Raw genomic sequence first — 26,955 nt, 5'->3', positions numbered from 1 at the left:
TTCATTTTTATTAATACTGCGGTTAGATTAGCCGTTTTATTGTATGCAAGCCTTGGGAGGCGGTAAAAGGTATTTCTTTTGCCATTTGTCCGGCACATGTTTTCTTTATGGTCTGTGTATAGTAAAATGTCATATTGAAAAGCATTGAACCATATTTTTGTATTGAGGTTAATAGTGCGTCCAGTAATACGTATTGTACTTTATTTTCTTCTTTCGTTAGCCGTATGTCTCGGTGGTCTTTTTGTGTATGCGGGATGGTATATACAGTCCTCCAATTTCCCTGAACTGATTGAACGGAATCTGACAGAGGCGACAGGCTTTAATTGGCATATTAACGGTGACTTGCATCTTTCTATTGTGCCGTTGGCAATTAAGGTCTCGGACGTACAGGTAGTTGATCCTGAAACAGAAAAAGCCTTTCTTACTGTTGGTGGAGTTCAGTCCCGCGTCGATATCCCTACCTTACTCGGTGGAAAAGTTTTTATAAATTACCTTAGGTTGCAGGATTTGGACGTAACGCTTTCTGACCAACTTCTGAAACAAAAAGATACAAAACCTGACGTCGCCAACGTTGATATTGAGTTTTCTCTGGGCAAGATGGCCGGTGGGTTTGATTTGCAGGGCATCGATATTCAGCGCGGCCGCATTGTATGGGAACACGAGACGGACAGCGGCAAAAAGTTTGTTGCGGCGACAGGTGTGAACCTTCAAATAGATTTTGATAAAAAGACACTTTTTGATCTTTCCTGTGACATTGAAGGTACTGTTGTGCCCGCGCACGGGCACCTGCAGTTGATGGGTGAAAGTGATTTCAATTCTGAAAAACTTACCGCGGAAGAAGTGCACGGCAGTGTAGACTGGAAAGGCGATGTTGAACTGGAAGGACGTAACGTTCCGACTGCAATAAGCGTAGTGTGTTCCCTTAACTGGCCTGAACGCGAGTTACGTTTCTCAGAAGTTAAGGCAGAAGTTGCCAAGGGCAAACTGACTTTTGACGGAACGATGACAGATATCAGCAATTCTGACTGGAAGCTGGCCGGACAAGCCATTGTGCAGGATTTCAGCCTTCCGTACTGGTTTGGATTTACAGAAAACCTGCCAACCAGCCTTAACCATGCGCTCGATAGTATCGACGGTGTTATTGCCATTGAAATGACCAAAGATCATGTGTGGTCTGACAGTTTGAAAGCTGAAGTGCTGGGCATGCCGTTAGAGGGCGTTGGCGGTGTGAAAGATTTTTCTAATCCGGTTGTGTTTATTGATGTCGCTGGTGAAGACATTGATGTGAATAGAATTTTTCCGGAAATCAGCATGACTCCGCCGGACGTGCTTCCGAAACCTTCGGACGATGCACCGCCTATTTTCCGGTATACCGACGATGAACCTGTACAGGAAGCAAAAGCTCCGGCTAAAGCTGGTGACGAGGCAACTGACGAGGCAACTGATGAGCTTTCCGTAGGATACGATATCCGCGTTGGTGCAAAGCGGGCAACGGCCTATGGTTTTGCCATTAATGATCTTGCATTCCGGTGCTGGCCTGCACCGAATCTTGATACGCTTACTTCATATAAGATAGGGAAAGCGTATGGCGGCAGCGTGGATTCTGTAATGACAATTGCGGACGATTTACGTTTGCAGGCAACTATTACCAATGTAGAAACAACAGAAATCAGCCGTATTCTTACCGGTGATTCTGTAATTACCGGCATTGCTAATGGCACTGCGGATGTGCGGGCAAAGGCTCATACAGTATTTGGTCTGGTTGCAGGGCTTGGCGGCAAAATAAATGCTGTCTTTAAAAACGGGTACGTAAAATCGTTAGCCACAAAGCAGCCGGACGGCACTTTGGCATCCAGTCAGAACTTTTTTGATGAACTGAAAATTGACCTGTCCGGCAAAAGTTTAATGAAAGAGCCGGACAAAGCCGGAAATGACTTGCTTTACAATTGGGATCTATCTGTTCTGTTTGATAAAAAGGATTCCGACGACTCGTATCTGACCAAGATTAAAGGGCCGATTGTTATGAGCGCCAAGCGGGTACTGCCTGTGCGTGGTGAAAATATCGATCTGGACATGACTTGGAAAGGCACAATGAATGTGAACACCAAGGCTGTTCCTCTAACAGCGCATCTGGTGAGCAAATGCACATACAATATGGAAACAGAAGACCTGTCTATTCGCGATGGTCTGTTTACGTTTGATAGCCAGAGTTTTAAAGTGCAGGGTGACGGCAAACAGTTCATTTCTGCGCCGGAAATTAAGGGCAGCTTTGTGGGGGATGAGTTTGATCTGCACCCGTTGCTGACTTCTCTTAATTTATTGCGCTGGCAGCCTCGCGATAACACGGCGTTCAGCCGTGCAAGTCTGCGTGGGGAATTTGATCTGCGTAAAGGGCGCTATGCTCTTTACAATGTTGTAGGGTACGTGGATGATTCCGCGCTTAAAGGTTCTGTTCTGGTAAATTTGAACGGCGCGGTTCCAACTGTCCGTGCAGACGCAGAGCTTGGTGATATTATGCTTACGCGCTACTTCCCGCCGGAAGATGTGGATGTACGTGCAAAGATTTTTAATAAAAAACCATGGAAGCTGGAATGGCTGAAGGAAGTGGATGTTAAAGGCAGTCTGAAGATAGCTTCTGTGCGGCTGGATCCTGTTGATGCACAGGAACTGGTTACACCGATCGTCATTGGTGGTGGAGAAATACAAGTAGGGCCGCTGGAAGCAAAGTTGTACAACGGCACGTTCTCCGGCGAATTTAAGGGTGTATTAAAGGATAAGTTGGAAAGCCGTCTTGTTGCCAATGTCAACGGTGTAGATTTGGCGCTGGCGTCAAAAGGCGCTGCAGGCGATGATTACCTTGGCGGGCTTGGAACAGGGTATATAGAGGCAACCGGCCAGCTTGCTTCCAGCTATGATATCCTTGCCAGTCTTGATGGCATTTGGGGTATTTCTGTTAAAGACGGTTTCTTCGGGTTCAGTAAGAACAAAAAAGGCGAGGTGGAAAAAACTACCTTTGCCTCTGCTATAAGTGACGGTGATATTAAGCAGGGAATTATGAGCAGCGATAATACTGCTGTAACTTCTCCGTTCGTGGATATGCGCGGTGGCGGTAAAATTGATCTGCCGGACAGGAAGATTGATTATAAAGTAAACGTAACCTACGCCCGCATCCCGACGGTGCCGGTAACCATTGTCGGCAGCTGGGATGATCCTAAAGTCACTGTGGATGGGTTAAGCGTAGTTCCGCGCACGTTCGGCAAGATTGGTGGCGGCGTATTCTCTATCTTAAAAGATGCCGTGCTCATTCCGTTCAGGGCTGTGGATTTACTTCCGTCCCTCAGATAAGTGCAGTTTGAATAGTGCAATAAATTGCACAAAAAACTTGTGCAAGCGTGAGAAAAAATGCACATTGGTCTTCAACCCTTACGGTTGAAGACCTTTTTTTATACGCTATATGTGTAATAACTTGCAGGAATGACTGCTGATGTGCAGAAAAATTCACTTTGGCATGACTTTTTCATATATCATCGGTGGAATAGCCAATATATAAATTGATTACGCTGCTTTTCATCAATTTGATGAGATTAGGATATACATGGAAATTGCAGATTTAAGTAAAGAACGAAGCACGATTATTATCGCAATTGTTACCCTTGTTACAATTGGACTTTCGCTCATTGTTTCAACAGGACAAACCCTGCGGCAGCAGGAGGAAGCACGTTTACAGCACCTTAAACTTACTGCGCGCTCTGTACTTCAGTCTGTAGATATCTCGCTCCGTACAGGTATTCTTACACAGAATGGACAAGTGGCGGGGTTGCCAAGCACTGCAAAGTTCTTTCGTGAATTGCAGCGAAGCGGTGAAGTTATGTTTGTGGGTCTGTTGGATGAAAAGGGCGGGCAAATTCTTTCTTCTCTTGAAGGCGGTGCTTCCAGCACCATTCTTTTTCCACAACAGGCTATTCCAACCATGGTGCAGACTGGCACATGGGATGGTATCGCACAGTTTGGTCAGCACCGCGTGTTTGTGTATGCCAAGCATAGTCAGGGACTGGATGCTTCGCCCTTGGAGCCGGATGCTCCGCGTAAAGATACGTTTCTGGTGGTTGGTCTTGATATGACCAAACACTTCGCTGTGTACAAAGGTTTTAAGCAGAACGCGATGTTTCAGGCGGCGTATATTCTTATCGCTGCAATTTTTACATGGGCACTTGCCATGGGGCTGCTTAAACGCCGTGAACTTGCGGGCAAGGCGTTGCAGCTTGAACGTTTTCAGGCTCGATTGCTGGATAACCTGCCGGACGGGCTTCTGATCGTAAGTCCTGACAATGTTATTCGTGCTGCAAACCCTGCTGCACATGAAGTGTTCAAGGCTAAGGGCAGCGGGCTTGCCGGGCTGTCCGTCTCTGCATTGCCGGAAGATTTGGCAAACTGCCTCAAAAAGTTACCGGAAGACTCCAAAGCTGACTGGGAACAGGTAACTGTTCAAGGGACGCATCTCGAAATTTTATCCGTACCGCTCAAAGAGCATAAAGAGGCTGGATCGCGTCTCGTATTAGTCCGTGACAGGACACGGTTCCGCGAACTTGAAAAAAGTCTTCAGGATGCTGAAAAGATGGCAGCACTCGGTGCCATTGCTGCAGGCATGGCACATGAAATTCGTAACCCGCTTAGTGCGTTACGAGGGTTTGCTCAATATTTTGCTAAGAAGTTCAAAGGCAAGGAACCAGATGAAACTTACGCACGGACTATGATTAGCGAAGCTGACAGACTTAACCGTGTAATTACAGATTTGTTGTACCTTTCCCGCCCGCGTGCTGTGCAAAAGGAAGAGGTGGATCTGGTTGAACTTGCAGAAGGAATCAGCAACTTGCTGCAGCTTGATCTGGAAGGCAAAGAAGTACAGCTGGATGTCAGCCTTGAGTCATCCTATGTGCAGGCAGATGCTGATTTGCTTAAACAGACGTTGATCAACCTGATGCTCAATAGTCTGGATGCACTTGAGTCTGCAGGAATTGACAAAAAGCAGATTCATATTGCCTCAGCATATGGCGAAGACGGAGTCTGGATTTTTGTTAGGGATAACGGCCCCGGTATGGAGAAACAGCAGATAGATCAGGCGCTGGAACCGTTCTTTACTACCAAATCAAAAGGCACTGGCCTTGGACTTGCGCTAGTTAACAAAACTATGATGGAGCATGAAGGAAAGGTATTGATTGAATCCAGTGCCGGTCGCGGATGCACCATTGCACTCTTTTTCCCCGACGTGGAAGATGAGGGAAACTATGTCTTATAATAAACGACTGTTAGTTATAGATGATGAACCTGCGTTGCGTATGATGGTGCGGGCTGTTGTAGAAGATGCAGGCTGGAGCGTTGCGGAGGCAAGCTCCGGTGAGGCCGGCATTGAGCATCTTGCATCACATAACGTTAACGTTGTTCTTTTGGATATGCGGATGACAGGTATCGACGGAAGCGAGACGCTCGCGATTATTCAGGAAAAGTACCCTCATCTGCCTGTTATTATGCTCACCGCTTTCGGCACTGTCGGTTCTGCGGTTGAAGCTATGAAGCGCGGTGCTTTTGATTACCTCAGTAAGCCTGCTGACAACGATGAGCTTATAGCCGTGCTGGAAAAAGCCTATACGCATGGCAGGCTACTCGCAGAAAACGACAATCTACGCAAAAAATTTATCGGTAACGATCCTTCCGAAAAAATCATCGGCGGGTGTGATGCCATGCTGGATATGCTCGAGCTTATCCGTCAGGTCGGCCCGACAGAAGCAACCGTGCTTGTCATGGGTGAGTCCGGTACCGGTAAAGAGCTTATCGCAGAAGCTTTACACGAAAGCAGCAACCGTTCTGCATTCCCGATGGTTAAAGTAAACTGCGCCGCCTTACCGGGAAACTTGCTTGAAAGTGAACTGTTCGGGTACGTACGTGGAGCCTTTACCGGAGCAGTCAAAGACAAGCCGGGTCGGTTCCAGCTTGCCAAAGGGGGCACACTCTTTCTTGATGAGATCGGTGAAATGCCGATTGAGCTGCAAGCAAAGCTCCTTCGTGCCCTGCAAGAGCGTGTGGTGGAGCCGCTTGGTGCGGTTAAGCCAATTGAAGTTGATGTACGCATTATTGCGGCAACAAACCGTAATCTCCGCGAAGCCGTTGCGAAAGGCGAGTTCCGCGAAGATTTATATTTCCGCCTTAACGTGCTGGAGCTTATTTCGCCGCCATTGCGCGAACGTTTTGATGACCTTCCAGTACTCGTCAGCCGTCTTCTTGATAAGCTCGGGCGCAAGAACCGCAAAAGTGTGCGCGGCGTAAGTCCTGATTTCATGCAGAAGCTCACAACCCACTCATGGCCGGGGAACGTGCGCGAACTTGAAAATGTGCTTGAACGTGCGCTTATTCTTTCACGTTCAGAGATTCTTAATGTGGACTCCCTGCCGCCATTATTTACTAACCCGCCAAAGCCTACGCCTGCAATGCAGCCGCAGTTTGTACAGCAGGATGCATCGCAAGGCTATGGACAATCTAATTTTCACGTGCCGTCGAGTGTAGAGTTTTCTGATCAGAAAACAGTTCAGACGGGTAGACAGAACGGGGGTATGCAGCCAGATTTTGCTCCTACAGATTTTACCCGAACCGACTTCAGCAGCCATAGCGGCTATAATAATCAAGCAGCTTATAGTGGCCAGCAAGGGTATAACGGGCAGCAGCCGATGCCTCCGCAGAACGATAACCGCAGTATTTCGCGTCCGAAAACTCTTGATGATGCAGAGCGGCAGGCGCTTATTGAAGCGCTTAACGCCAACGGCGGGCACAGGGAACGTACGGCAGACGCCCTTGGCATCAGCAGACGTACGCTTCAGTACAAGTTGCGTAAGTACGGTTTGACCAAGAGAAGCTAATTACTTTTCTTTAGGAAAACAGGAGATGGAGAGCGAGATAAACTTTTTTATCCCTGTGCCTCTTCAGTATATCAACAAATTATCAAGGAGAGCCCCTTGTTTGGACCAGATCCGGATGACAAAGAACCTATGAAAGGGTTTCCGCAAGTTGGGTATCTTAAAAATTTTATTACCTCTGAAAATATTATTGTCGGGGATTACACTTATTACGATGATCCCGATGGTGTTGAGAATTTCGAAAAGAATGTGCTTTATCACTTCCCCTTCATAGGTGACAAATTAATCATCGGAAAATTTTGCGCAATTGCCCGTGGTGTTACCTTTATTATGAACGGGGCAAACCACAAAGTTTCCGGTTTATCCACCTATCCTTTTCAGATTTTCGGGAATGGCTGGGAAAAGGTGATGCCAGAAAGCGGTGAGTTGCCGTTTAAAGGCGACACTGTCATCGGTAATGACGTGTGGATTGGTTACGAAGCAACTATTATGCCCGGAGTGACTGTCGGAAATGGTGCAATTATCGCCAGCAAAGCTGTTGTCACTAAGGATGTTCCACCATATGCGATAGTCGGTGGAAATCCAGCCACAATACTCAAATTCCGCTTTGATGAAACTGTGATTGAGGAGCTTGAGGATATAGCGTGGTGGGAGTGGTCAAAAGAGAAAATTACTCATAATCTTGAAGCCATCGTTGGCAATGACATCAAGATGTTACGTCGCGCTATCTAGAATTACTGTCCTGATTTAAAAAGGCCTGACACATGTTTGTGTCAGGCCTTTTTTTTGCCGATATGAGTAATTGGGGTTTAACAAAGCGCATCATCAGGCGGTGGTGCTGGTTGCAAGTGAGAGGAGGGCCATATCAGTGTCGTTGCGCCTGAATGCGTGTTTTGTTGTTATTCCCAATGTCCGTTTTTGTACTGGCGAATTTTAGTAACGCGGTTTTTTTCAACAACCCGGAAAGGCTGCTGCATTGCCTCTTGTTTCGTTCGCCCGATTGCTTCGTAAGTTACTTTTATGTACTTGATTACTCCAACATATGTTCCTGTGTTTTCAACTTCATGTACTACAACTTTGATAGTATCTTTCTTTAAGTCGCAATAGGAACGAACCCATTTTCCATTAGGCAGTTTACACGTTTCAATTTTCCCGCCGCAATCAGGCATTTGCCTACACATTGTATCAATATGTTGTGTTGCATGCTGGCGAAGAGTGTTTTCGAGTTCCTGTTGGGAAACAGCGCTGGATGGTGTCGTGAGCAGGCACGTGGCGCACGCCATGACGAACAAAACCAGAACCTTTTTCATGAGAATCTCCTGAATATTGGATGACAATACCAACGGTCGATGCTGCGAATGAATTTGCAGGGGCTAATTGCTTGAGGGTGTTGTCATTGGTCCATTGTAATATCTCTCATTAGGATAATGTTGTGCAGTGCCGTTAGCCTTGAGCAGAAATCCCGAGGGATCGGGAGGGAATACGAAGGCAATGTCACATGAAATTCCGTTGCGGTGGTAGAAAGAGAATTTCCGGCGCTGAAGGTAATGGACGAAGTAGTGTGTCAGTCAGTGTGTCGTATTTATTTTATACGTTGTTTGTCGTGGCAATAAGGCACAATATGAACTTAGCAATCAGAAGGCCCGGCAGGAAGCTCCTGCCGGGCACTTGGTTGTATGTACTAATCAAGCACGATGGTTACACGACGGTTGAGTCGGCGGCCTTCGGCTGTTTCGTTTGTGAACTCAGGATCAAATTCACCTTTACCAACTACTTCGATGAGATCGCCCGGTACACCTTGTTTCATAAGGTAGTTACGTACGGACATTGCACGGCGAAGTGACAGACCCATATTGTACTGAGCGGTACCAACGGAATCGGTATGACCGATAACAGTGGTGCTGTCGCCACTTGATAAGATGAGCTGTGCTGCTTCATTCAAGATCGGACGTGCTGCAGGAAGGATAGCAGAGGAGTCAAAATGGAAGAGTACGTTATCAATTACGATAACTTCGTCAACAACTTCGACTGGAGTGTAGAATACGTCAACCATAAACTCGTTAAATGCAACTGGATCATTAAGTAATTTCTTACCGTCTGCCATTACAGAACAAGTGTTAAGGTTAAAGAGTTCCATCAAAGTTTTGCTACCTTGTGCGGTGTCTGCAAAAGAGATGAAGTGTACGCACATCTGTGGGTTAGCGTTGTAGAATCCCATAAGGGCTTCAACAGGGTCTGGGCCCATGTTGCTAACGCCGTCAGTTGCGATAACTACTGCACCTTTAGGTGCCATTTTGGTTGCCATAGGTGTGAGCATTTCAAATGCTTCACCCATTTTGGTCCAACGTGCACGGATTTCTTTGTCTGTAGTAATGGAGTTAACTGCGTTTGCCATTACTGCAGGGTCGAATGGTCCGTACCCGACAATAGGTTGGAAAGGAGTGAAAGTTTGAGCTGCTGCCATGTAAGGTAATGGCGGCATTGCTTCATTGATCATCTGTACCACTTTTTTGGCAAGAACAATCTTTTTCATTCCTGTCTGCGCATCGTGCATCATCATGGAGCCAGAGTCGTCAATAAGGAAGTTGAAACTGGCAACTTTAGGTTGAAGGATGAACTCTTGCGCCTGGACTACGGATGTAGCAAACAACACAAGAGAAAGCGCGATAAGCAATGTTCTCTTAATCGTCATACTGGTCCCCTCCGGCTAGTATAGTTTTTCTGGTTTAGGTCAAATTATGCGTGGTCAAGATGTAATATATGGCAACCAGAGGAGTGCGACAAGGATGTTTATGAAACTATGTGCTTATTTTCAAAAGAATAATTCGAGTAACGAGAGTAACGCCCTGCAAAAAACAATGATTCTGTGCAGATTTTTTTCTGTATACACAGTATAAGGTTACAAATATTGCTACGTTAGAGCTTGTTATATTTCGGTAACTTTTTTTCCAGTTTTTCAGCTCTATTATAAAGAGTAGCAGAGGTAGTCTTGTGAGCGCGAATGCGGCGCATTGCGCTACAAGCCTTTTTAGGGCGTCTGCATCACATAGAATTCATATCCATAGTGTCCTCTGTATCGCCGGTAGAACAGATTTCCACTGTGTTTGAATGCCAGAATGTCTTCTGTATATGCCGCTTTCAGCATAAAAAGAGGAACTCCGGGTAACTCAAATACGCCGTAGGAAACGTTCCAGTCTGTATCCTGTATAACAAAGTCCTCAGCTATGTGTACTCTTTTTTTTAATAGTGATGGTATGTTATTTGCTTCTAGAGGCTTTTTCCACTGCTTGAGGTGTCCCGCTGATAGAGATGGATGCTTCCGGAGGTCAAAAAAAATCTGAAAAGTATAGGCAAAAAAAAAGACCGCCTCAGAGAGACGGTCTTTTTTACGTGTGTTTTTCTATGCAGGCTTACGCGGAGCGAGCAGCGCCATTTCCAGCGCTTCGTCGAGCGTCGGATGTGCCCAGATGATGGAATGTACATCATCCTGAGTCCATTGTTGTTTAACAATGATGGTTGCTGCGGCAACGAGGTGCGATACCCCGTGGCCTACTGCTACGATGCCGTGCACTTTATTATCTACCCACAGAGCTTTTACGAAACCTTGCGTAGAGCCATAGGACTGCGCAATAGGGTTTGCAACAAGCATGGAGGTAGAAGTTTCCACGGTGTGGCCTGCCTTCTGCAAATCAGCAGTGTTAGGGCCGACGCGCATAACTTCTGTATGCCCGTAGATACATGCAGGCATTGGGCCGGAATCGTACGCTGCGGTAATTTTACCTGCTGCGTGGTCTACGGCATAGCAAGCCTGATGATCTGCTGCGTGAGCGAGCAGGGTACGACCATTGATGTCACCAATGGCGTATATGTTCTCTGCTGCGAGCAGGTTGTCGTCTGTGGCAATCCAGCCTGCGCCGATGCATTCAATACCTGCTGCGGCAGGGTTGAGTGATTCGGATGCAGGTTTTCTACCAGCGGCCATAAGTGCTTTATCTGCAGTGAGAGTCTCGCCGGATTCGAAAGTAAGCACAGCTTCACCGTTAACGGTTTTAAGGCTCTGCACTTTTTCACCTGTACGAATTCCCCATTTTTCACGCTTGAGGATCTTACGGAAGGTTTCCCCGACGTCTGGATCTTCAGTAGGAGCAAGGCTTGGAAGTGCTTCTACAATGGTGATCTTTGTGCCGAGCCGGCTGAAGAAATCACCCATTTCAAGCCCGATTGCACCTGCGCCTACAATAATGAGAGACTCAGGAGCCTCTGTAAGCGTGAGGACATGGGAAGAGTTGAGGACACAGTCCCCGTCTGGTTCCAACCCCGGAAATGCGGTTGGCATGGAACCTGTGGCAATGATCAGCTTATCAAATGCAACTTCGGTAGAGCCTTCATCGTTGGTAACGGTGAGGGTGGTCGGGTTGCTGAACGAGGCAGTGCCTTTGAGTATGTCTACACCGAGGCTACCCAGTTGCTTTTCTGCAGCGGAGCGGGTGCCTTTGATGAAGCGGTCTTTTTTCTGCATGAGAGTCGGCAGATCAAAACTAAGACTTCCTGAGGCTGTTTTCGCTTTTTCCTGAGTATGCAGCAGCGGACTGGATGCAGTTGCACCAAGGTACATTTTGGTAGGAATACACCCCCAGTTGAGGCAGGTTCCACCAATATCGGCTTTTTCAATAAGAGCGGTTTTCAGTCCGGAAGACGCAGCACGTGTGGCTGCTTTAAGTCCGCCGGGACCGGAACCAACAACGACTAAATTATACTTCATCGGTCAACACCATTTCACGCGCAGCCTTAGTTTCGTCGAGGCGGCGAACTGGAGTGTTGTGAGGTGCAGAGAAAAGGGATTCCGGATCTTTTTTACCAGCTTCGATGATTTCAATAAGATCGTCGAGGAAACCGTCGAGGGTTTCTTTGCTTTCAGTTTCAGTCGGCTCAAACATCAAGCATTCTTTTACGATAAGCGGGAAGTAGATAGTAGGAGCGTGGTGTCCTTTTTCTAACAGCCCCTTCGCGATGTCGAGTGCCCGCACTCCGCATTCGTCATGCAGTTTGCTGGCTGATGCAACGAATTCGTGCATGCAGATGCGGTCGTATGGAATGTAGAGATGGTTCTCTAAACGTTTACGCATGTAGTTAGCGTTTAGAACTGCACGTTCTGTTGCCCGGGTAAGGCCTTCACCACCAAGGCGAACCATGTAGGCGAATGCTTTGAGCATTACCGCAAAGCTGCCGTAGAATGGTGACATGTGACCGATGGATTTTGGGTTGTCTGTATCAAGGTAGAATGTGCCGTCGTCAGCTTTAGCCGGACGATGGTTCGGCAGGTATGGCTCAAGACGGGAACATACACCAACAGGGCCGGCACCAGGGCCACCGCCGCCGTGCGGGGTACCGAGAGTTTTGTGTACGTTCAGGTGAACTACATCAAAACCTACGTCGCCGATACGCATTTTACCCATAATAGCGTTGAAGTTAGCACCATCGTAGTAGAGGAGGGCATCAACTTTACGCAGCTTTTCTACAATTGCAGGGAGGTGATTTTCGAAAAGACCAAGGGTGTTCGGACAGGTCATCATAACTGCTGCTACATCGTCATCAAGAACGGCTTCAAGAGCTTCTGGGTCTACCATGCCGTCTTTGGATTCAATGTTAACAACTTCAAAACCTGCGAGCACAGCAGAAGCTGGGTTTGTGCCGTGTGCTGCATCCGGACAGATGATCTTGGTTTTTTTGTTACCCTTGTCTTTGTGATACGCAGCGATAACAAGCGCGCCGGTAAGCTCGCCGTTAGCACCTGCCATTGGCTGGGATGTGAATGCATCCATGCCGGTAAGTTCACAAAGCATCTGTTCTGCTTCGTACATGGTTTCTAAAGAGCCCTGAGTGTACTGGGCACCTTTAGGAAGCTGTGCAAGAGCAGGATGGGGGGTCGTGTAGCCCGGCAGTGCAGCAATGTACTCCGTATATTTCGGATTATATTTCATTGTGCAGGAGCCAAGCGGGTAGAAGTTGGAATCAACACCGTAGTTGAAAGTGCTCAATTTGGTGAAATGACGTACCACATCGAGTTCGCTAACTTCTGGCAGTGCTGGACGCTTTGCACGCATAAGTTCTTTTGGAAGAAAACGCTCTGCGCGTTCTTCCGGCATTGGCGGCAGGCAAGCAGTACGACCCGCAACGGATTGGGAAAAAATGGTTTTCATTAGAGAATACCTCCCAACAGTTCGGTGAATACACCAATCTGTTCGAATGAATGCAGCTCAGTACAGGCAACGAGAAGAACGTTGTCCATGCCTTCGTAGTAGCGACCGGCAGGGAAGCCGGTAACAAAACCTTTGTCCATAAGCGCTTCAATAGCTTCTTCAGCATTGATAGGCAGACGGATAGCAAATTCGTTACCGAATGGTGCATCGTTAAGCAGCTCAACACCATCAATCATGGTGAGGCGGTCTGCGAGGTAATGTGCACGCTCCATGCTTAGTTCAGCAGTGCGGATAAGGCCTTCTGGCCCAAGCAGGGACATATGGATAAGGGCGCGCAGCGCACACAATGCCTGGTTTGAGCAAATGTTGGAGGTAGCTTTTGCACGGCGGATATGCTGTTCACGGGCCTGTAGTGTGAGTACGTAGCCTGTTTTGCCGTCAACGTCTTCGGTGCGACCGACGATACGACCAGGGATCTGGCGGATCATTTTTTTTGTACAGGACATTACGCCAAGGTACGGGCCACCGAAAGAGAGAGGTTGGCCAAGGCTCTGAGCTTCTGCAACTGCGATGTCTGCTCCCATTTCACCAGGAGTTTTCATGACAGACTGCATAACAGGATATACGGAGATGATGCCCAGTGCTTTGTTGGCATGTGCGTGTTCGAACAGGTCAGTGAAGTCCTGAACGTTTCCGAAGAAGTTAGGGTTTTGCACTACAACTGCGGCGCAATCAGCATCAATGGCAGCTTTAAGGGCATCAACATTGGATAAGCCTTCGGTATGCGGCACTACTACGATATCAATATCAATATTGTCGGTGTAGGTGTCGAGCATCACGCGGTAGATCGGGTTAACGCTTTCATCGATAACGATTTTCTTGCGTTTACGGCCGGCGCGTACTGCCATCATCATTGCTTCGAAGATAGCGGTTCCGCCATCATAAACAGAAGCGTTTGCAACGTCCATTTCGAGGAGATTGCAGACAGCAGTCTGGAATTCAAAAATAGCCTGAAGGGTGCCTTGAGAGGATTCAGGCTGGTACGGTGTGTACGCAGTGTAGAATTCGCCACGGCCAACGATATTGTCGATGGCTTTAGGAATATAGTGGTTGTAGAAACCGGCGCCAAGGAAGCTTACAAGACCGGTTTTGTTTTTACCGGCAAGCTGTTCAAAGTAGGCACAGGTTTCCATTTCGCTCAACCCCTGTGGCAGGTCAAAGCTTTTAGGACGCATGTCCGCAGGGATATCTGCAAACAGGTCCTCAATGGTTCTAACACCGATAACGTCAAGCATTGCTTGAGTTTCTTCAGCTGTGTGCGGAGTATACGGCATAATGCCTCCTTTTTTTACTAGTGTGCTTCGTTAGCTACCAGTTCTGCATATTCAGATGCAGAAAGGAGGCCTTTTGGCTCTTCGGAAAGCTTAACTTTGATAAGCCAGCCGCCTTCAAAAGGAGATTCGTTTACTTTTTCCGGTGCGTCTTCGAGATCTTCGTTTATAGCGATTACTTCGCCGCTAACAGGAATGTAGAGCTCGCTTGCAGCTTTAACGGATTCGATGGAGCCCATTTCGTCGCCGACTTCAAGAGTGTCACCAACTTCAGGAAGCTCAACAAAAGTGATGTCGCCAAGCTGTTCCTGTGCAAAGCTGGTAATACCGATGATAGCTTCTTCACCTTCAATTTTGGTCCATTCGTGGCTTTTGCTGTAAAGAAGATTTTCTGGGTAGGCCATTGGATTCCTCCTGAAAAAGTTTGTGTTGTTGTGTAGATATGGTTTTTTTTACCGTTATGACATGAATAAAATTTGTCTAACAGCTACTTGGGTCATAAGTCTAATTTGAAGGAAAAACAATGGCCAGATCGCACAAAATGTAGGATCTGGCCTTTTTTTTATCAAAATTTGATGGATTGTTCGCCCTATCAGGACTCGAGTTGGAGGCCGAGGTTCTGGATTTCCTCGAGAAGAGCTCGTTTTCTGATAGGTTTAACGATGAAACTCGTTGCATTGCCAAGAAAAAATGCGTCGTGTACTTCCTGACTGTCATCAAGTCCGGATATCATGATCACTTTTGCACCATGTTCAGGCATAATCCCATGTTCCTTCTCAAGATCACGAATTTCGCGCAGAGCGTCCTGCCCGTCGATGTTCGGCATCATAATATCGAGTGTAACAACATCATACGGCTCTCCAGCCTGCAACGCCTGCCGAAAGGCTTCCACGCCTTCTTCTCCGTCTGCTGCAAGATCGGAATATCCGTATGGATGAAGGATTTTTTGTACGAGCCGGCGGCTGTCGAAATCGTCATCAACAATCAGAAACTTCATTTGGGAAACCTCCATATAGGACTATCGCTATACCATTACACCCTCTTTTTGCAAAGCGCCTGTAAGTTATAACTTAAGGCAAACAGCATAGTTACAGTTCAGGAGCCATAAGGCAAGGGATACAATACGGGGGTAACTGGATGAAATGGCTATACATTCGCCGCTTTGAATGCTTCAGAAACCATAGCCTGTGCTTCTTTTTGTAAGAGCGCGAGATGGTTTTTGCCTTTAAAACTTTCTGTATAAATTTTATAAATATCTTCTGTTCCGGAAGGCCGTGCTGCAAACCAGCCGGATTTAGTGACAATTTTTAAGCCTTCAATAGACGCTCCATTGGCTGGTGCCTGTGTCAGCTTTGCAATTATCGGTTCGCCAGCAAGGGTGTCTGATTTCACCATGTCAGGAGAAAGTTTTTTCAGTGCAGCTTTCTGGTCCGGTGAGGCAGGCGCCTGCAAACGCTCGTAGATTGGAGTGCCGAACTTCTCTGTCATGGCATCATAATGCTGCTGAGGATCTTTGCCGGTTACAGCAAGGATTTCCGCTGCGAGCAGGTTCATGATGATGCCGTCCTTGTCGGTAGTCCATACCGTGCCGTCTTTGCGCAAGAAGCTTGCGCCTGCACTTTCTTCACCGCCAAAGCCATAACTGCCGTTAAGAAGACCCGGCACAAACCATTTAAAGCCGACAGGTACTTCAGCAACCTTTCTACCAAGTGATTCTACAACAAGATCAATCATCTGGCTGGACACAAGAGTTTTGCCTACAACCGCGTCATTTTTCCACTGCGGGCGGTGCGTAAACAAATATTCAATAGCAACAGCAAGATAATGGTTAGGGTTCATAAGCCCTTTGCTGCATACAATGCCGTGTCTGTCCGCATCAGGATCATTACCGCACGCAATGTCAAAATGCGGATGTAAACGAATCAAATCTGTCATTGCCCAGGGGGAAGAGCAGTCCATACGGATAACTCCGTCACTGTCCATAGGCATAAATCGGAATGTAGGATCAATTTCCTTGTTTACGACTTCAATATTCAGTTCATACTGTTCCGCAATAGGCTCCCAGTAGGATTCACCGGCGCCGCCCAGAGGGTCTATGCCGATACGGATGCCGGCCTTTTTGATGGCTTCCACGTCGATAATGTTCTTAAGGTCGTTTATATACGGAGTTCGGTAGTCGTAGAGCAACGTCGTCGGTGCTGCCAGTGCTTCTGCCAGCGGCACACGCTTAACGTCTTTGTTGCCCTGTCTGATAAGCTCGTTAGCGCGGTCTTCAACCCACTTGGTTGTGTCCTTGTCGGCAGGGCCACCGTTCGGTGGGTTATACTTGAAGCCGCCATCTTGTGGCGGATTGTGTGAGGGCGTTACGACAATGCCATCCGCGATAGTATCATGATCGCGGTTATATGTGAGGATTGCATGAGAAATTACCGGCGTCGGAACATATCCGTCTTCTTGCTCGATGTGCACGGTTACTTCGTTAGCTGCCAGAACCTCAAGCGCTGTCTGATGTGCAGGCTCTGAAAGGGCATGGGTATCTTTGCCCATGAATAACGGGCCGGTATAGCCTTCCTTCTTGCGGTATTCGCAAATGGCCTGCGTAACCGCTGCAATGTGGGGCTCATTAAAGCTGCCGCCAAATGCTGAACCACGGTGACCAGATGTTCCGAAAGCAACACGTTGCAGCGGATTGTCGGGATCAGGGAGAACGGTGTAGTATGCTGTCACCAGTTTCTGGATATTGATAAGGTTGGATGAAAGTGCCTTCTTACCAGCATTTGGACTGATTGCCATTATGTGCTTCCTCGTATTGTTTTCTTTATATTCTAGCCAGTTCAGTGCGAAATTTTATCACGGTGTACACCGAATCTGAAGGATAATTGACGTATTATCGTTGCTTTTGGAAGCACGCTTTGGCGAGCTTTTGATATCTTTTAGGGGTGCCAAAAGCAGAAAACGAAAATGAAAAAACGTTAGGAAACGTGTTTTTCACGCTGTTGTTGTGCAAGGTAGATGCTTATTTCTTCAAGAGACTCTTCTGCATTGGCAATAAAGTTGTCGAGCAACTGCTGTGCTTCCGGCAGAGCGTTTTCACGTGTGAGCTGTTCCATTTTTTTGGCTGCCTCAGCGAGTGGCAATGCGCCTACGGAGCCCATAGTTGCTTTGAGGCTATGTGTAAGACGCAATATTTCGTCTTCATTCGCTTCTGCAAACGCATTTTTAAGCAGTTCAAGAGAGACGGGCAGTGATGTTAGATACGTGTTCAATACTGTCTGAATAATATTCTGTTTACCATTCACCATTGTAGAAATAGTCTCGATATTTACGAGCATTGGAGTAGTAGAATACTCTGTATTTGGCAATGCAGAATTGTGTGTGAAGGTTGTTCTTTCTGCAGGCTGGTTGTTTTTGAAAACGGAACGCAGCACCTGTTGCAGTGCATAGAGCGTGATTGGCTTTTGCAGCCATTCTGTTACTTCACCATCGTGGAAGTTGTCTTTTGATGTAATGGAATCGTGCGCACTGATAGTTATGATAGGGATAGTAACGTCAAGGTCCGGCACTTCACCCGCGCGGATCCGTTTAATAGTCTCCAGACCGTCAAGTATTGGCATTTGGACATCCATGAGAATTATGTCCACAGTAATGCTGGTGAGCATTTCGAGTACTTGCTTGCCGTTTTCAGCAAGGAATACCGTGTGCCCGTCTTCCTTAAGCATTTTGGTCAACACTTCCTGACTGAATTCGTTATCTTCTGCCACAAGGACATTGAGTGATTGCATTGGAGCAACATCATGTTGTGATTCTTCGTAAATGATATGGGCAGACTCGGCTTTGTCTTCAGAAATAAGACATGGAATTTTAACTGTGAATGTAGACCCAACTTCAACAGTGCTTTCCACTGTAATGGTGCCGCCCATACGCACTGCAAGGCGTTGCGATATAGCAAGCCCGAGGCCGACGCCGCCATGTGGTGCGACGTCGAAGGCTTGTAATTGTGCGAAGCTCTCAAAAATTTCTTCAAGGCTTTCCGACGGGATGCCGATGCCGGTGTCGGTGACAGCGCAGGTGAGCATAACTTTTTTTTGCCCTGTCTGATTATTCAGAGGCAGTGTGCTTTTGTCAGTTTCATCTTTGTCATTGGTAGTATTATCGATGGGCCGGGCAGCACAGGTAACGCTTACGTTCCCGTGGTTGGTGAACTTGAGTGCGTTCCAGATGAGGTTAACAAGTATTTGCTTAATACGTTCTTTGTCACCTGTAAGTAATGACGGAATGGAGTCGTCTGCTGTGACGAGAAAGTTGAGATTTTTTTTACTCGCTTCTCCTCGCATAAGATCTCGAATGTTTTGCAGCATATTCCTTACAGAGAACGGAGCAAATTTGAGTGAAAGGGCGTTGGATTCGATGGCGGAGAAGTCGAGAAGGTCATTCAGCAGGTTGAGCAGTGAACTTGAAGCCCTGTAGAGAACTTCCATGTTCCGCTTGCGTTCGGGATCTTTTTCAGATCGCAGACTAAGTTCGGAAATACCGATAATTGCGTTCATCGGTGTTCGCAGCTCGTGACTGATGTTAGCGAGAAAGTTGTTTTTTGCTACGTTGGCGGATTCTGCTGCTTCTTTGGCAGCGATAAGGTTATGTTCGGCTTCTTTTTGCAAAGTAATGTCGCGTACGAATCCTTCGAAACGTATGGAACCGTCGGGAGATGTGCGTAGTCGGGCACTTTCCATTATCCAGAGTGTTCGTCCGTTGTTAGTCCGTATTTGTGACTCAAAGTTGGACACAAACCGTTTTTTGAGCATCGTGTTGACGAATTCTGCCCGTCTGGTCTTATTTACATAAAAATGATTCTCAAACCCGCGAAAAGAGCTGCGCATTTCCTCTACAGAAGAGAATTCAAAAATATTCAAAAATGCTGGGTTGGCGTTTAGAATTTCTCCGGAAAGGGTACTTTGGAAAATGCCATCCTGCGCGTTCTGGATAATGTCGCGGTAGTTTGCTTCTGTCTTTGCCAGTGCCGCAAGGGTTTTTTGCTGATCGGTGATGTCTTCAAAACACTCTATCAGACCGATAATTTGCCCGAAGCCGTCAAGCATCGGTTCTGTATTTTTGATGATGCTCCGCAGCCCGCCGTGTTTCTGTCTTAATGAGTGTTGCCTTCCGCAGGTGGGGCTTTGCGTGTGGGGATAGAGTGCGCACTCGTCTTTGCATGTGTCCAGAAAGAGCTCTGAGCACGAACGGCCTATAATCTCAATCGCTCTATATCCTGTGAGTTCCTCTGCACGCTTGTTCCAACTGTCAATTCGTCTGTCCATGGTAACGGTGAAAACGGCGCTTGGTACCACGTGCGTTAGCTGTTCGGCTTTTTGCCGTGCTGTTAGTGCGCGTATTTCTGCCCTGCGTCGAACCACGATTTCTGATTGCAGTTTGAGAAGGTTATCTGCTGTTACTTTTTTGCTGGCTGCGACTTCCTTAAGGCTTCTGGAAAGGGACATGTTTTTTATTATAACGTGGGCAGCAATCGCTATGCTTGTCGCAGCTGCAAGAAACACTGCGTAAAAAATGAGAAGAATGTTGTTAGAAAACTGTCCGCGTTTGAGGTTGGCTACCTCTATGAACGATATTGCCATGACTTTACGATTCATTACAGGAACGAGGCGTACTTTCATAGGAACGGGAATGTTGTTTAAATATGCGGCCTCGTTTAGCTGGTACGAGGTGTTTGGAGGACCTGCAGAAAGTTTTTCAACGTCATACGTAAGGTTGGGCGTTGTAATGATCCGTGTGAAAGGAATATTGTCGTAGAGTAGGATGATGTTAAATTTTTCAGAATTTTGGAGCAGGAGTAAATATCTTTTGATGGCCTCGGAGGACAGTGTTGCTGTGATTTCACCAACGTGTTTACCCATAATGAAATAGGGAATGTTCATGCGTAGTAACTTCTGTTGATTGTGCTGCTCAAACTGAAGTGTGGCGCCGGGGGAAAAGGGATGTTTTTCTGTAATTGTTTCAATATGGACGGGTGAGCCATTTTTGAGTGGCGCTGTTGCACGGATACGAAGATTGTATTTGTAATCAATAAAATTAACTTCGGGGAAAATATATTCTCCCTGAACCTTGCATTCCATAATAAAGCGTTGCAGCACCAGTTCTATATCAGAAATGATGGCGCGCATACCGTAATCAAGTGATATGCCAAGAGCCTTGTTGTGATAGTAGCTGGAGAAAACCTGCGTAGTTGTAAGGGTCTGCAAATCTCTGTTGCGTTCAGTAAAATAGTCTTTGAATGCGCTGGCAACTTTTTGTGAATCGTTATTAAACTGTTCCTGTTTAATCTGTTGTAATGAGAATTGAGAGCGGTGTAACAGGATACCCAGTGCTAAAAATGCGCATACGATAATGGCACAGAGTATTAGTATTAGATTGAGCGGTTTTTTACTCTCAAAAAGTTGCTCTAGCGGCTTCTTCATTACGGCGAACTCTTCGTGAAAAACGTTTTGAAATACGAGAATGAGTTTGGATAGTAGCTGGCGACAAGTTTTTGGTATTCACCACTTGTCCATACTTCAGTTAAAAATCGATCGAACTCTTCTTTGAGTTCCACAGACGTTGGAGCAAATGCTGCGCCCATATTTTGCTGCTTTGCTACGGGGCCAATGATCTTAAAAGAGTATGGCCAGATCCCTAATGCCATTAAAGCACTTGGAGATTCCATGAGAAAGATTGAATACGGAGATTTTACAAAAGAAATAGGTTGCGGAAGTGTGCCAAGCGGCACATTTTCCGCAGAACCGGCAGTGTGGAGCAAGTCGGGGAACAGTCTGACATCAATACAAAGATTTTTAATGCCGTAGACCGTTTTTCCGGCAGTTTTTTCAAGTGTGCTTTTGATGTCTCTTTCAACAGAACCGGTGGGGTGGATTGGGTCGATATCGGCGTCCGGTTTTGCAAGTAACCAGACTTGTGCGGTAAATGTCGGCTTGGAAAATAATACGTAACGCTTGCGTTCCGGAATTATGCTCAGGCCGTTTGCAAGGATGTCCCCGCGTATCGGGGTAACAGATTGGCTGGAACCGGGCAGCGCCGGGCGTATTCCAGTGAGATCAGGGATGGCATTTTCCCAGCTGGTGGGGACGAATTTGTATCGGACACCAATGCGATGCGCAAAACGGCGGATAAGGGCGCAATCAAGCCCGTCTGCGTTGGTGTTTGCAAAGCGTGCGTAAGGAACACCTAGATGATACAGTTCCCCACGGGCACGAATCTCTGCGAGTGTAACGCTGTGGACTGTAGAGTAGAAAAGAATAGTGGATAAGAAACAGAATATAACAGAGATGAGTCCTGCATGGCGTTTGTTCACAAGTTCCTCCCAAACAGGTTACCCTGCAATAACAGGGTAACCTTATCAGCTTGGAAACTGTGTACTATACATTAAAGAGGAAGTGAACAACATCCCCATCTTTAACGATATATTCTTTACCTTCAGAGCGCAGAGCGCCGATGGAACGGCAAGCTGCTTCGGTTTTATTTTCTACAAAAGCATCATACGCGATTACTTCTGCGCGAATGAATCCACGTTCAAAGTCGGTATGGATAACGCCTGCTGCCTGAGGGGCAGTGTATCCGTCAACGATAGTCCATGCACGAACTTCTTTAACGCCTACTGTAAAGTAGCAGATAAGTCCGAGTGTTTTGTAGCTGGTCTGAATGACCTGTACGAGGCCGCTTTCGTTGATACCGTAAGACTCAAGAAGTTCCTGTGCCTCTTCATCTTCGAGACCCTGCAGTTCTTCTTCAACCTTTGCGCAGATTTTTACCAGCTGACAACCGCGACCTGCTGCGAATTCACGCAGTTTGTTCACATGTTCGTTGTCTTCTGCAAGGCCGTCTTCATCAACGTTGGCGCAATAAATAATTTTCTTATCTGTAAGCAGTGACAGCTCTTTGAGCTGGTCTGCCAAAACGTCACTGTCGCGTTTGGCAAAAGTAGACGCCGGATTACCTTCATTCAGGTGGTCAAGCAGCTCTTTAATGCCGTTCACAACAGGGATCATTGCTTTGTTACCACGAGTGGAACGAACCAATTTGTCATGCCGTTTTTCAACAGACTGTACATCTGCAAGCAGCAATTCAGTTTCAATGGTTTCAATGTCACGGATCGGATTAACAGAACCGTCTACGTGCGTAATATTTTCGTCATCAAAACAACGGACAACCTGTAAGATTGCAGCTGCTTCACGGATGTTACCAAGGAATTGGTTGCCAAGACCCTCGCCCTGACTTGCGCCACGGACAAGACCCGCAATATCAATAAAGTCTACAGTCGCGTGCAGTGTGCGCTGTGGATTTGCAATCTCTGTAAGAGTTTCGATGCGCTTGTCCGGCACAGGAACAGTCGCTTTGTTGGGTTCAATAGTACAGAAAGGATAGTTCGCAGACTCTGCGTTCTGTGCCTTTGTGAGGGCGTTAAAAAGGGTAGACTTACCCACGTTGGGAAGCCCAACGATACCGATGCTCAGTGCCATAACTTTTTTCTCCAGAATGATTTCTAAATCTATAGCTCCGCGCGGCTATAATTCTTTTTAGCCTGAAACACAATTTCTTTCTCCTGCGAGGTATGATTTTCAATACGTTTTTTGCCGTTGGCGTGAGTCGTTAGGGTGAGTTGTATTTAGTTGACAAATTTTTCTTACTAGATATTATTCCTAATAATAAGGCTTGTTATTTAAACAAGGAGTGCTGAAATGAGTACAGTAGAAAAAATGAATGCAGCCTCGGTTGCGAAGTTGCTTCATGAAGATAAGGCCGTGTTGTTAGATGTACGAACTCCTACGGAGATTCTGGAACAGGAAATTCCTGATGCTATATTAATGCCGTTTGATCTGGTTTCCGCGGAACGTGTTAAGAAGACGGTTGGTGCGGAGAAGAAGGTTGTCTTTGTTTGCCATTCTGGAAGTAGGGCTCTGCAGGCCGCTGAAGCGGTTGCAGGTTCTGTCGATTCAGCCGTGCTTGATGGCGGGATTGTGGAATGGGGTAGAAACGGATGGCCGGTAAAGCAGGGCGTTAAACGTATTCCGCTGAATCGTCAGGTTCTTATTGCTGTCGGCTCGTTATTGCTGGTAACGCTGTTGCTTGCTTTTACTGTATCGAAAACATTTCTCGTACTTGTAGGATTCTTCGGTGCAGCTATGATCTTTGCAGGGATTACTGGTAGCTGTGGTATGGCGCGTTTGTTGATGCTGATGCCGTGGAATAAAACCCCGTTATGCACGGGTGTTTCATGTGGTGTGACCACAAAGAATACATAAGATAAGCAGCGTAGGAGCACAGATGTTGTGCTCTATTGTGTTTAGTTACTAAAAGTGCCCCGTTCGGTCTCCATTTGGAGTCTGGGCGGGGTTTTTATTTATCCCAAAAAAAGTCCCTGACGTTTTTTGTCAGGGACCGGTCTGCCTGCAACAACACTGCGCGAAGCAGTAGCGTTAAAGAGAAAATGTTATGCTTTGTGGCGTTTCCAAAGATCCAGATCAATTGGTATTAGAGCGAGAATCGAAGAGTCCACACCCCAGGCAGTCATGATTTCGTTGCCTACCAGTTCTTCCAGACAAGATTCCGGCTTTTTGAATTTGGCATCTGAGGTGATGTCGTTAATGGTCATGCGCCATCTTTTTCTTTCGTCAAAAAAGAGGACGCAATCTATGCCTTCACGAGAATATGTGTATTTTGTAAACGGCGGCAATTTAGCCGCTTTTTGCTGATGAACTTGTTCCATTGGTGTTATATACGTCATAAAAACTGCGGAGTCTACGGCTGGATGTATCTGATGAGATGTTAACTTTTCTTGCAGAGTGTGACTGTTGCATTGCTGGTAAACATAAGATTGTTGATGGAAGGAGTAGCATTGTGTCATTTTTGCGTGAAGTAATTCCAAAATCTAATGCGATAGCTAATATCGAGCTTTGCATATGTTGTATGATGTGATAGGCTTACGCATCTTTTTATTGATGGAGGGAGTATGCTTCGTGTTCAATACATACTAATAAGTTTTCTTTGTTGTATGCTGCTTGCTGGCTGTGGGGATTCTGCACCGGATGGAGCCTATAGTAAACTTGTATATTCCATTGTATTGCCGACTCAAAGAGATAAACTCGATGTATGGTCTGAGGAATCTGTGGGCGATGGTGTACTTGTAAAGGCCGATCAGGCTATTTTTTGGGTGGATGCTGACAACCATATCTTTGCATTAAATCAACAAGGGGTTGCTATTACAGACGCTCAAAGCGGTGTGACATATGCTCCTTCGCACTTATTGAAACAAATTAACAATGCCCTCGTTGCCGCAGGTAAACATATGCTTAATTCACAAGGTGGATGGCATATGTTTAAATGGAATAATAAAGAATAAAAAGTGGTGGGACTGTGGAATGCGTTTGTGTCTCAGTCTGCTGCTTTTTCAGATAGTAAGCCTAATATTTTTGCCTCAAATGTGTTGCAGACTGTTTGCAGCTAGTATTGAATGTCTAAACTGTACATAATTTGCGCAACATATCACATGATGTAGCGTTAAGCTCTTAAGTCTGACACATGATTTTGTAGCGACAGTACTGCGTTTGAGTGTTTCATAAAAAAAAAGGGTGGAGTAATAACTCCACCCTTTTTTTGTAATTTGATGCGGTGAATATATTGCTGAGGTATGGTCTGTACACAGCACGGCGGAGAAGTGTAAACTTTTTTGCACAAAACCGAATGTCCATCAGTTATGCACATATACTGCATCAGTGTTGATGTTTAATTCCGCTGCATTCAAGGAATAGTGCATCTATTCCCAACTGAGTAGGCGTTGCTCGCCTGTGAGGGCACGAATGCCGGTCACATCCTGAGAAACTTCCAGACATCCCAGATAGGAGCCGTTGGTATCACGCACTGCATAGTAGCGGATATGGATGAAGACTCCGTTGAGTTCTAGCCAGAACTCGGCGGTGTCGTGGGCACCGGATTTGAACGCTTTAAGGATTTTTTCTACAACATGGACACTTTTCGGCGGGTGGCAGTTGTCAACGTCTCGCCCGATGATTCCGGCACTGCGCGGGAATATTCGTTCTTGTGTCTGTGAAAAGTATGCAACTTTATTGTCTGCGTTGACGAATGTGAGGTCGACTGGAAGAGACTTGAGAATGGCGTTGATAACGAGAGGTTCCAGTTTGCCTTTGTCCAGTGTAATTTTTCCAGTCTGTGTTGCTTGTGTCGCGGCGGGATATTCTGCTGTTTTCCACTCAGTACCGGGGGTGATCCATGCGTAACCTATCTCTTTTTCACCGGAGTAAACTTGCGCCCAGTCATCTTCGGAGAACGTTTCAAACACCATAGGAAAGAGAATGTTTTCTTCTTTGTAAATCATGTCGCAGATGCTAACGACAAGGTTTTGCACTGCGTCGATTGTGCCCTTTGTATCATCTGTTGCAAATGCTTTGCGTGCCGTTTTGAGCAATGCACGGATGTCGTCATGCAGTTCCCACATGACTTGCGGTGGTGCCGTGAGCCCGTGGCGTTCCATAACCGGGAAAAGTTGATTCTCCTTACGCTCATAATGCCTGATGATTTTTGCAAGGTCTTCTACGCTTTCAATAAGACCGGGTTTTGCTGCGAAAAATTCCAAGGGTTCGTTTGCACCCTTAATTACATCGAGCAGTTCCCTGCATTTTATGTCTGCAAGCTTGTTTTCTTCCTGAAAGGAGTGCAATGGATGCCCTTTCGGGAGTTCAGGGCGTTCGCTTTGGGCAACAGAGTTTTCAAATAGCTCAACATGCAGCTCACACAGTTTTTTGATTTCTGTTTCCGGTATGCCCTCTGCGACGAGCTTTTGCTCCATTTGTCCAATTTCCGCAGGGGATACATTATGAAACAGGGTTAAGAATTCTTTGCGCACTTCGTCTATAGGTGCACCGTTATGTAACTGTAGAACAATATTTTTCAGCAGTTCTATTCGTTCTTCACGGGCAAGGGGAGCATCTGGCGGTGCTTGATTGGAGTTTATGATGGTTATGTTGTCAGTTGTGTGATGGTAAATTTGGGTGGTTATTTCTAGTAGTAGCTCGCCTATGTCAATATTTCCCATGCCTGCCGCCTGTTCCAGTGTGGCAATGCTACCAATGGTTTTACGCATGAGAGGGTTTTTTAGTTTAGAAAATTTAGGGGACTTGTCCACGAAGTAGTCCAACAGAAAGGGATATTTTTTAATCAACCCACCGATTTTCGTTTTCTTTGAAAGTTCCATGGCGCTGCTCCATAAATAACGGTTGCATGATCGAATTACATTACCATAGGGCAGCTGTGATTTGTTGGAATATGTTTGAGTTTTTTAAGGAGTGTTCTGTAATGCTATTAAGGCGGTTGCGCAGAAAAGTAACTTTGAAAAATAAAAAAGCAGAGCCAATGACTCTGCTTTTTTTATGAGGTGAATTCCTTTGTGAATATCATTTGGTAGCATGCTTCTTTTGCTAGGCGCAGTCAAAGGGGCGC

General features: G+C 46.4%; 19 protein-coding genes. 6 read left to right on the top strand and 13 right to left on the bottom strand.

Annotated features, from left to right (window positions below):
- Positions 1-174: 174 nt before the first annotated feature.
- The 4 genes from F461_RS0115515 (at position 175) to F461_RS0115500 (ending at position 7,637) form a co-directional block, all read left to right on the top strand.
- The gene (locus F461_RS0115515; RefSeq protein ID WP_020002077.1) at positions 175-3,345 is read left to right on the top strand and encodes an AsmA family protein; all 3,171 of its coding nucleotides are present in this window, start codon (positions 175-177) and stop codon (positions 3,343-3,345) included.
- 250 nt (positions 3,346-3,595) lie between these two features.
- Positions 3,596-5,296, top strand: coding sequence for a two-component system sensor histidine kinase NtrB (locus F461_RS0115510; RefSeq protein WP_020002076.1), 1,701 nt, complete (start codon positions 3,596-3,598; stop codon positions 5,294-5,296).
- Entirely contained in the window at positions 5,286-6,908 is a 1,623-nt protein-coding gene (locus F461_RS0115505) for a sigma-54-dependent transcriptional regulator (RefSeq protein WP_020002075.1), read from the top strand. The genes F461_RS0115510 and F461_RS0115505 overlap by 11 nt, the downstream gene beginning before the upstream one ends.
- A gap of 81 nt (positions 6,909-6,989) precedes the next feature.
- Positions 6,990-7,637, top strand: coding sequence for a Vat family streptogramin A O-acetyltransferase (locus F461_RS0115500; RefSeq protein WP_034604270.1), 648 nt, complete (start codon positions 6,990-6,992; stop codon positions 7,635-7,637).
- 167 nt (positions 7,638-7,804) lie between these two features.
- On the opposite strand, the gene F461_RS0115495 is transcribed toward F461_RS0115500, so the two are convergent.
- From F461_RS0115495 to ychF, 11 genes are all read right to left on the bottom strand, one after another.
- Positions 7,805-8,215: a hypothetical protein gene (locus F461_RS0115495; protein WP_020002073.1), complete on the bottom strand. Its 411-nt coding sequence runs from the start codon at positions 8,213-8,215 to the stop codon at positions 7,805-7,807.
- Between the two features lie 371 nt (positions 8,216-8,586).
- A complete protein-coding gene (locus tag F461_RS0115490; RefSeq protein ID WP_020002072.1) occupies positions 8,587-9,597 on the bottom strand; it encodes an OmpA family protein in 1,011 nt (336 codons plus the stop codon).
- Between the two features lie 708 nt (positions 9,598-10,305).
- Positions 10,306-11,667 carry a dihydrolipoyl dehydrogenase family protein gene (locus tag F461_RS0115485; protein ID WP_020002071.1) on the bottom strand — a complete coding sequence of 454 codons (1,362 nt, stop codon included), beginning with the start codon at positions 11,665-11,667 and terminating at the stop codon, positions 10,306-10,308.
- Positions 11,657-13,105 carry an aminomethyl-transferring glycine dehydrogenase subunit GcvPB gene (gene gcvPB, locus F461_RS0115480; protein ID WP_020002070.1) on the bottom strand — a complete coding sequence of 483 codons (1,449 nt, stop codon included), beginning with the start codon at positions 13,103-13,105 and terminating at the stop codon, positions 11,657-11,659. The genes F461_RS0115485 and gcvPB overlap by 11 nt, the downstream gene beginning before the upstream one ends.
- Positions 13,105-14,439 carry an aminomethyl-transferring glycine dehydrogenase subunit GcvPA gene (gene gcvPA, locus F461_RS0115475; RefSeq protein WP_020002069.1) on the bottom strand — a complete coding sequence of 445 codons (1,335 nt, stop codon included), beginning with the start codon at positions 14,437-14,439 and terminating at the stop codon, positions 13,105-13,107. Before gcvPA ends, gcvPB begins: the two co-directional genes overlap by 1 nt.
- A gap of 17 nt (positions 14,440-14,456) precedes the next feature.
- Positions 14,457-14,840, bottom strand: a complete 384-nt coding sequence (gene gcvH / locus F461_RS0115470) for a glycine cleavage system protein GcvH (protein ID WP_020002068.1) — start codon at positions 14,838-14,840, stop codon at positions 14,457-14,459.
- Positions 14,841-15,028: 188 nt separating this feature from the next.
- Positions 15,029-15,433 (bottom strand): response regulator, encoded by a 405-nt coding sequence (locus F461_RS0115465; protein WP_020002067.1) that lies wholly within the window; start codon positions 15,431-15,433, stop codon positions 15,029-15,031.
- Positions 15,434-15,582: 149 nt separating this feature from the next.
- Positions 15,583-17,229, bottom strand: coding sequence for a phosphoglucomutase (alpha-D-glucose-1,6-bisphosphate-dependent) (gene pgm / locus F461_RS0115460; RefSeq protein WP_020002066.1), 1,647 nt, complete (start codon positions 17,227-17,229; stop codon positions 15,583-15,585).
- Positions 17,230-17,408: 179 nt separating this feature from the next.
- The gene (locus tag F461_RS0115455; protein WP_020002065.1) at positions 17,409-20,906 is read right to left on the bottom strand and encodes a PAS domain-containing hybrid sensor histidine kinase/response regulator; all 3,498 of its coding nucleotides are present in this window, start codon (positions 20,904-20,906) and stop codon (positions 17,409-17,411) included.
- On the bottom strand, positions 20,906-21,796 hold the full coding sequence (locus tag F461_RS0115450) for a substrate-binding periplasmic protein (RefSeq protein WP_020002064.1): 891 nt from the start codon (positions 21,794-21,796) through the stop codon (positions 20,906-20,908). The genes F461_RS0115455 and F461_RS0115450 overlap by 1 nt, the downstream gene beginning before the upstream one ends.
- 64 nt (positions 21,797-21,860) lie before the next feature.
- Positions 21,861-22,961, bottom strand: coding sequence for a redox-regulated ATPase YchF (gene ychF, locus F461_RS0115445; protein WP_020002063.1), 1,101 nt, complete (start codon positions 22,959-22,961; stop codon positions 21,861-21,863).
- 219 nt (positions 22,962-23,180) lie between these two features.
- Here ychF and F461_RS18175 point away from each other — a divergent pair, with 219 nt between their 5' ends.
- Positions 23,181-23,744 (top strand): rhodanese-like domain-containing protein, encoded by a 564-nt coding sequence (locus F461_RS18175; protein WP_020002062.1) that lies wholly within the window; start codon positions 23,181-23,183, stop codon positions 23,742-23,744.
- 188 nt (positions 23,745-23,932) lie between these two features.
- Here F461_RS18175 and F461_RS0115435 read toward each other — a convergent pair whose 3' ends face one another.
- Positions 23,933-24,226: a hypothetical protein gene (locus tag F461_RS0115435; RefSeq protein WP_020002061.1), complete on the bottom strand. Its 294-nt coding sequence runs from the start codon at positions 24,224-24,226 to the stop codon at positions 23,933-23,935.
- A 225-nt stretch (positions 24,227-24,451) separates the two neighbouring features.
- Between F461_RS0115435 and F461_RS0115430 the strand changes: the two genes are divergently transcribed.
- Positions 24,452-24,841, top strand: coding sequence for a hypothetical protein (locus F461_RS0115430; protein WP_020002060.1), 390 nt, complete (start codon positions 24,452-24,454; stop codon positions 24,839-24,841).
- Between the two features lie 414 nt (positions 24,842-25,255).
- Here F461_RS0115430 and F461_RS0115425 read toward each other — a convergent pair whose 3' ends face one another.
- Positions 25,256-26,710 carry a DUF438 domain-containing protein gene (locus F461_RS0115425; RefSeq protein ID WP_020002059.1) on the bottom strand — a complete coding sequence of 485 codons (1,455 nt, stop codon included), beginning with the start codon at positions 26,708-26,710 and terminating at the stop codon, positions 25,256-25,258.
- Positions 26,711-26,955 lie beyond the last annotated feature (245 nt).

The organism is Halodesulfovibrio aestuarii DSM 17919 = ATCC 29578 (genome assembly GCF_000384815.1).
Classification (GTDB): domain Bacteria; phylum Desulfobacterota; class Desulfovibrionia; order Desulfovibrionales; family Desulfovibrionaceae; genus Halodesulfovibrio; species Halodesulfovibrio aestuarii.
Note: the sequence above shows the minus strand (reverse complement) of the source record. Positions and strands in the feature narration are given on the sequence as shown.

Bases quoted from the DNA above. Each gene is read 5' to 3' on its own strand.
- ychF (WP_020002063.1), bottom strand. From the start codon at position 22,961: ATGGCACTGAGCATCGGTATCGTTGGGCTTCCCAACGTGGGTAAGTCT.
- F461_RS0115425 (WP_020002059.1), bottom strand. From the start codon at position 26,710: ATGGAACTTTCAAAGAAAACGAAAATCGGTGGGTTGATTAAAAAATAT.
- gcvPB (WP_020002070.1), bottom strand. From the start codon at position 13,105: ATGAAAACCATTTTTTCCCAATCCGTTGCGGGTCGTACTGCTTGCCTG.
- F461_RS18175 (WP_020002062.1), top strand. From the start codon at position 23,181: ATGAGTACAGTAGAAAAAATGAATGCAGCCTCGGTTGCGAAGTTGCTT.
- gcvPA (WP_020002069.1), bottom strand. From the start codon at position 14,439: ATGCCGTATACTCCGCACACAGCTGAAGAAACTCAAGCAATGCTTGAC.
- F461_RS0115485 (WP_020002071.1), bottom strand. From the start codon at position 11,667: ATGAAGTATAATTTAGTCGTTGTTGGTTCCGGTCCCGGCGGACTTAAA.
- F461_RS0115435 (WP_020002061.1), bottom strand. From the start codon at position 24,226: ATGACGTATATAACACCAATGGAACAAGTTCATCAGCAAAAAGCGGCT.
- F461_RS0115510 (WP_020002076.1), top strand. From the start codon at position 3,596: ATGGAAATTGCAGATTTAAGTAAAGAACGAAGCACGATTATTATCGCA.
- gcvH (WP_020002068.1), bottom strand. From the start codon at position 14,840: ATGGCCTACCCAGAAAATCTTCTTTACAGCAAAAGCCACGAATGGACC.
- pgm (WP_020002066.1), bottom strand. From the start codon at position 17,229: ATGGCAATCAGTCCAAATGCTGGTAAGAAGGCACTTTCATCCAACCTT.
- F461_RS0115455 (WP_020002065.1), bottom strand. From the start codon at position 20,906: ATGAAGAAGCCGCTAGAGCAACTTTTTGAGAGTAAAAAACCGCTCAAT.
- F461_RS0115505 (WP_020002075.1), top strand. From the start codon at position 5,286: ATGTCTTATAATAAACGACTGTTAGTTATAGATGATGAACCTGCGTTG.
- F461_RS0115490 (WP_020002072.1), bottom strand. From the start codon at position 9,597: ATGACGATTAAGAGAACATTGCTTATCGCGCTTTCTCTTGTGTTGTTT.
- F461_RS0115495 (WP_020002073.1), bottom strand. From the start codon at position 8,215: ATGAAAAAGGTTCTGGTTTTGTTCGTCATGGCGTGCGCCACGTGCCTG.
- F461_RS0115465 (WP_020002067.1), bottom strand. From the start codon at position 15,433: ATGAAGTTTCTGATTGTTGATGACGATTTCGACAGCCGCCGGCTCGTA.
- F461_RS0115430 (WP_020002060.1), top strand. From the start codon at position 24,452: ATGCTTCGTGTTCAATACATACTAATAAGTTTTCTTTGTTGTATGCTG.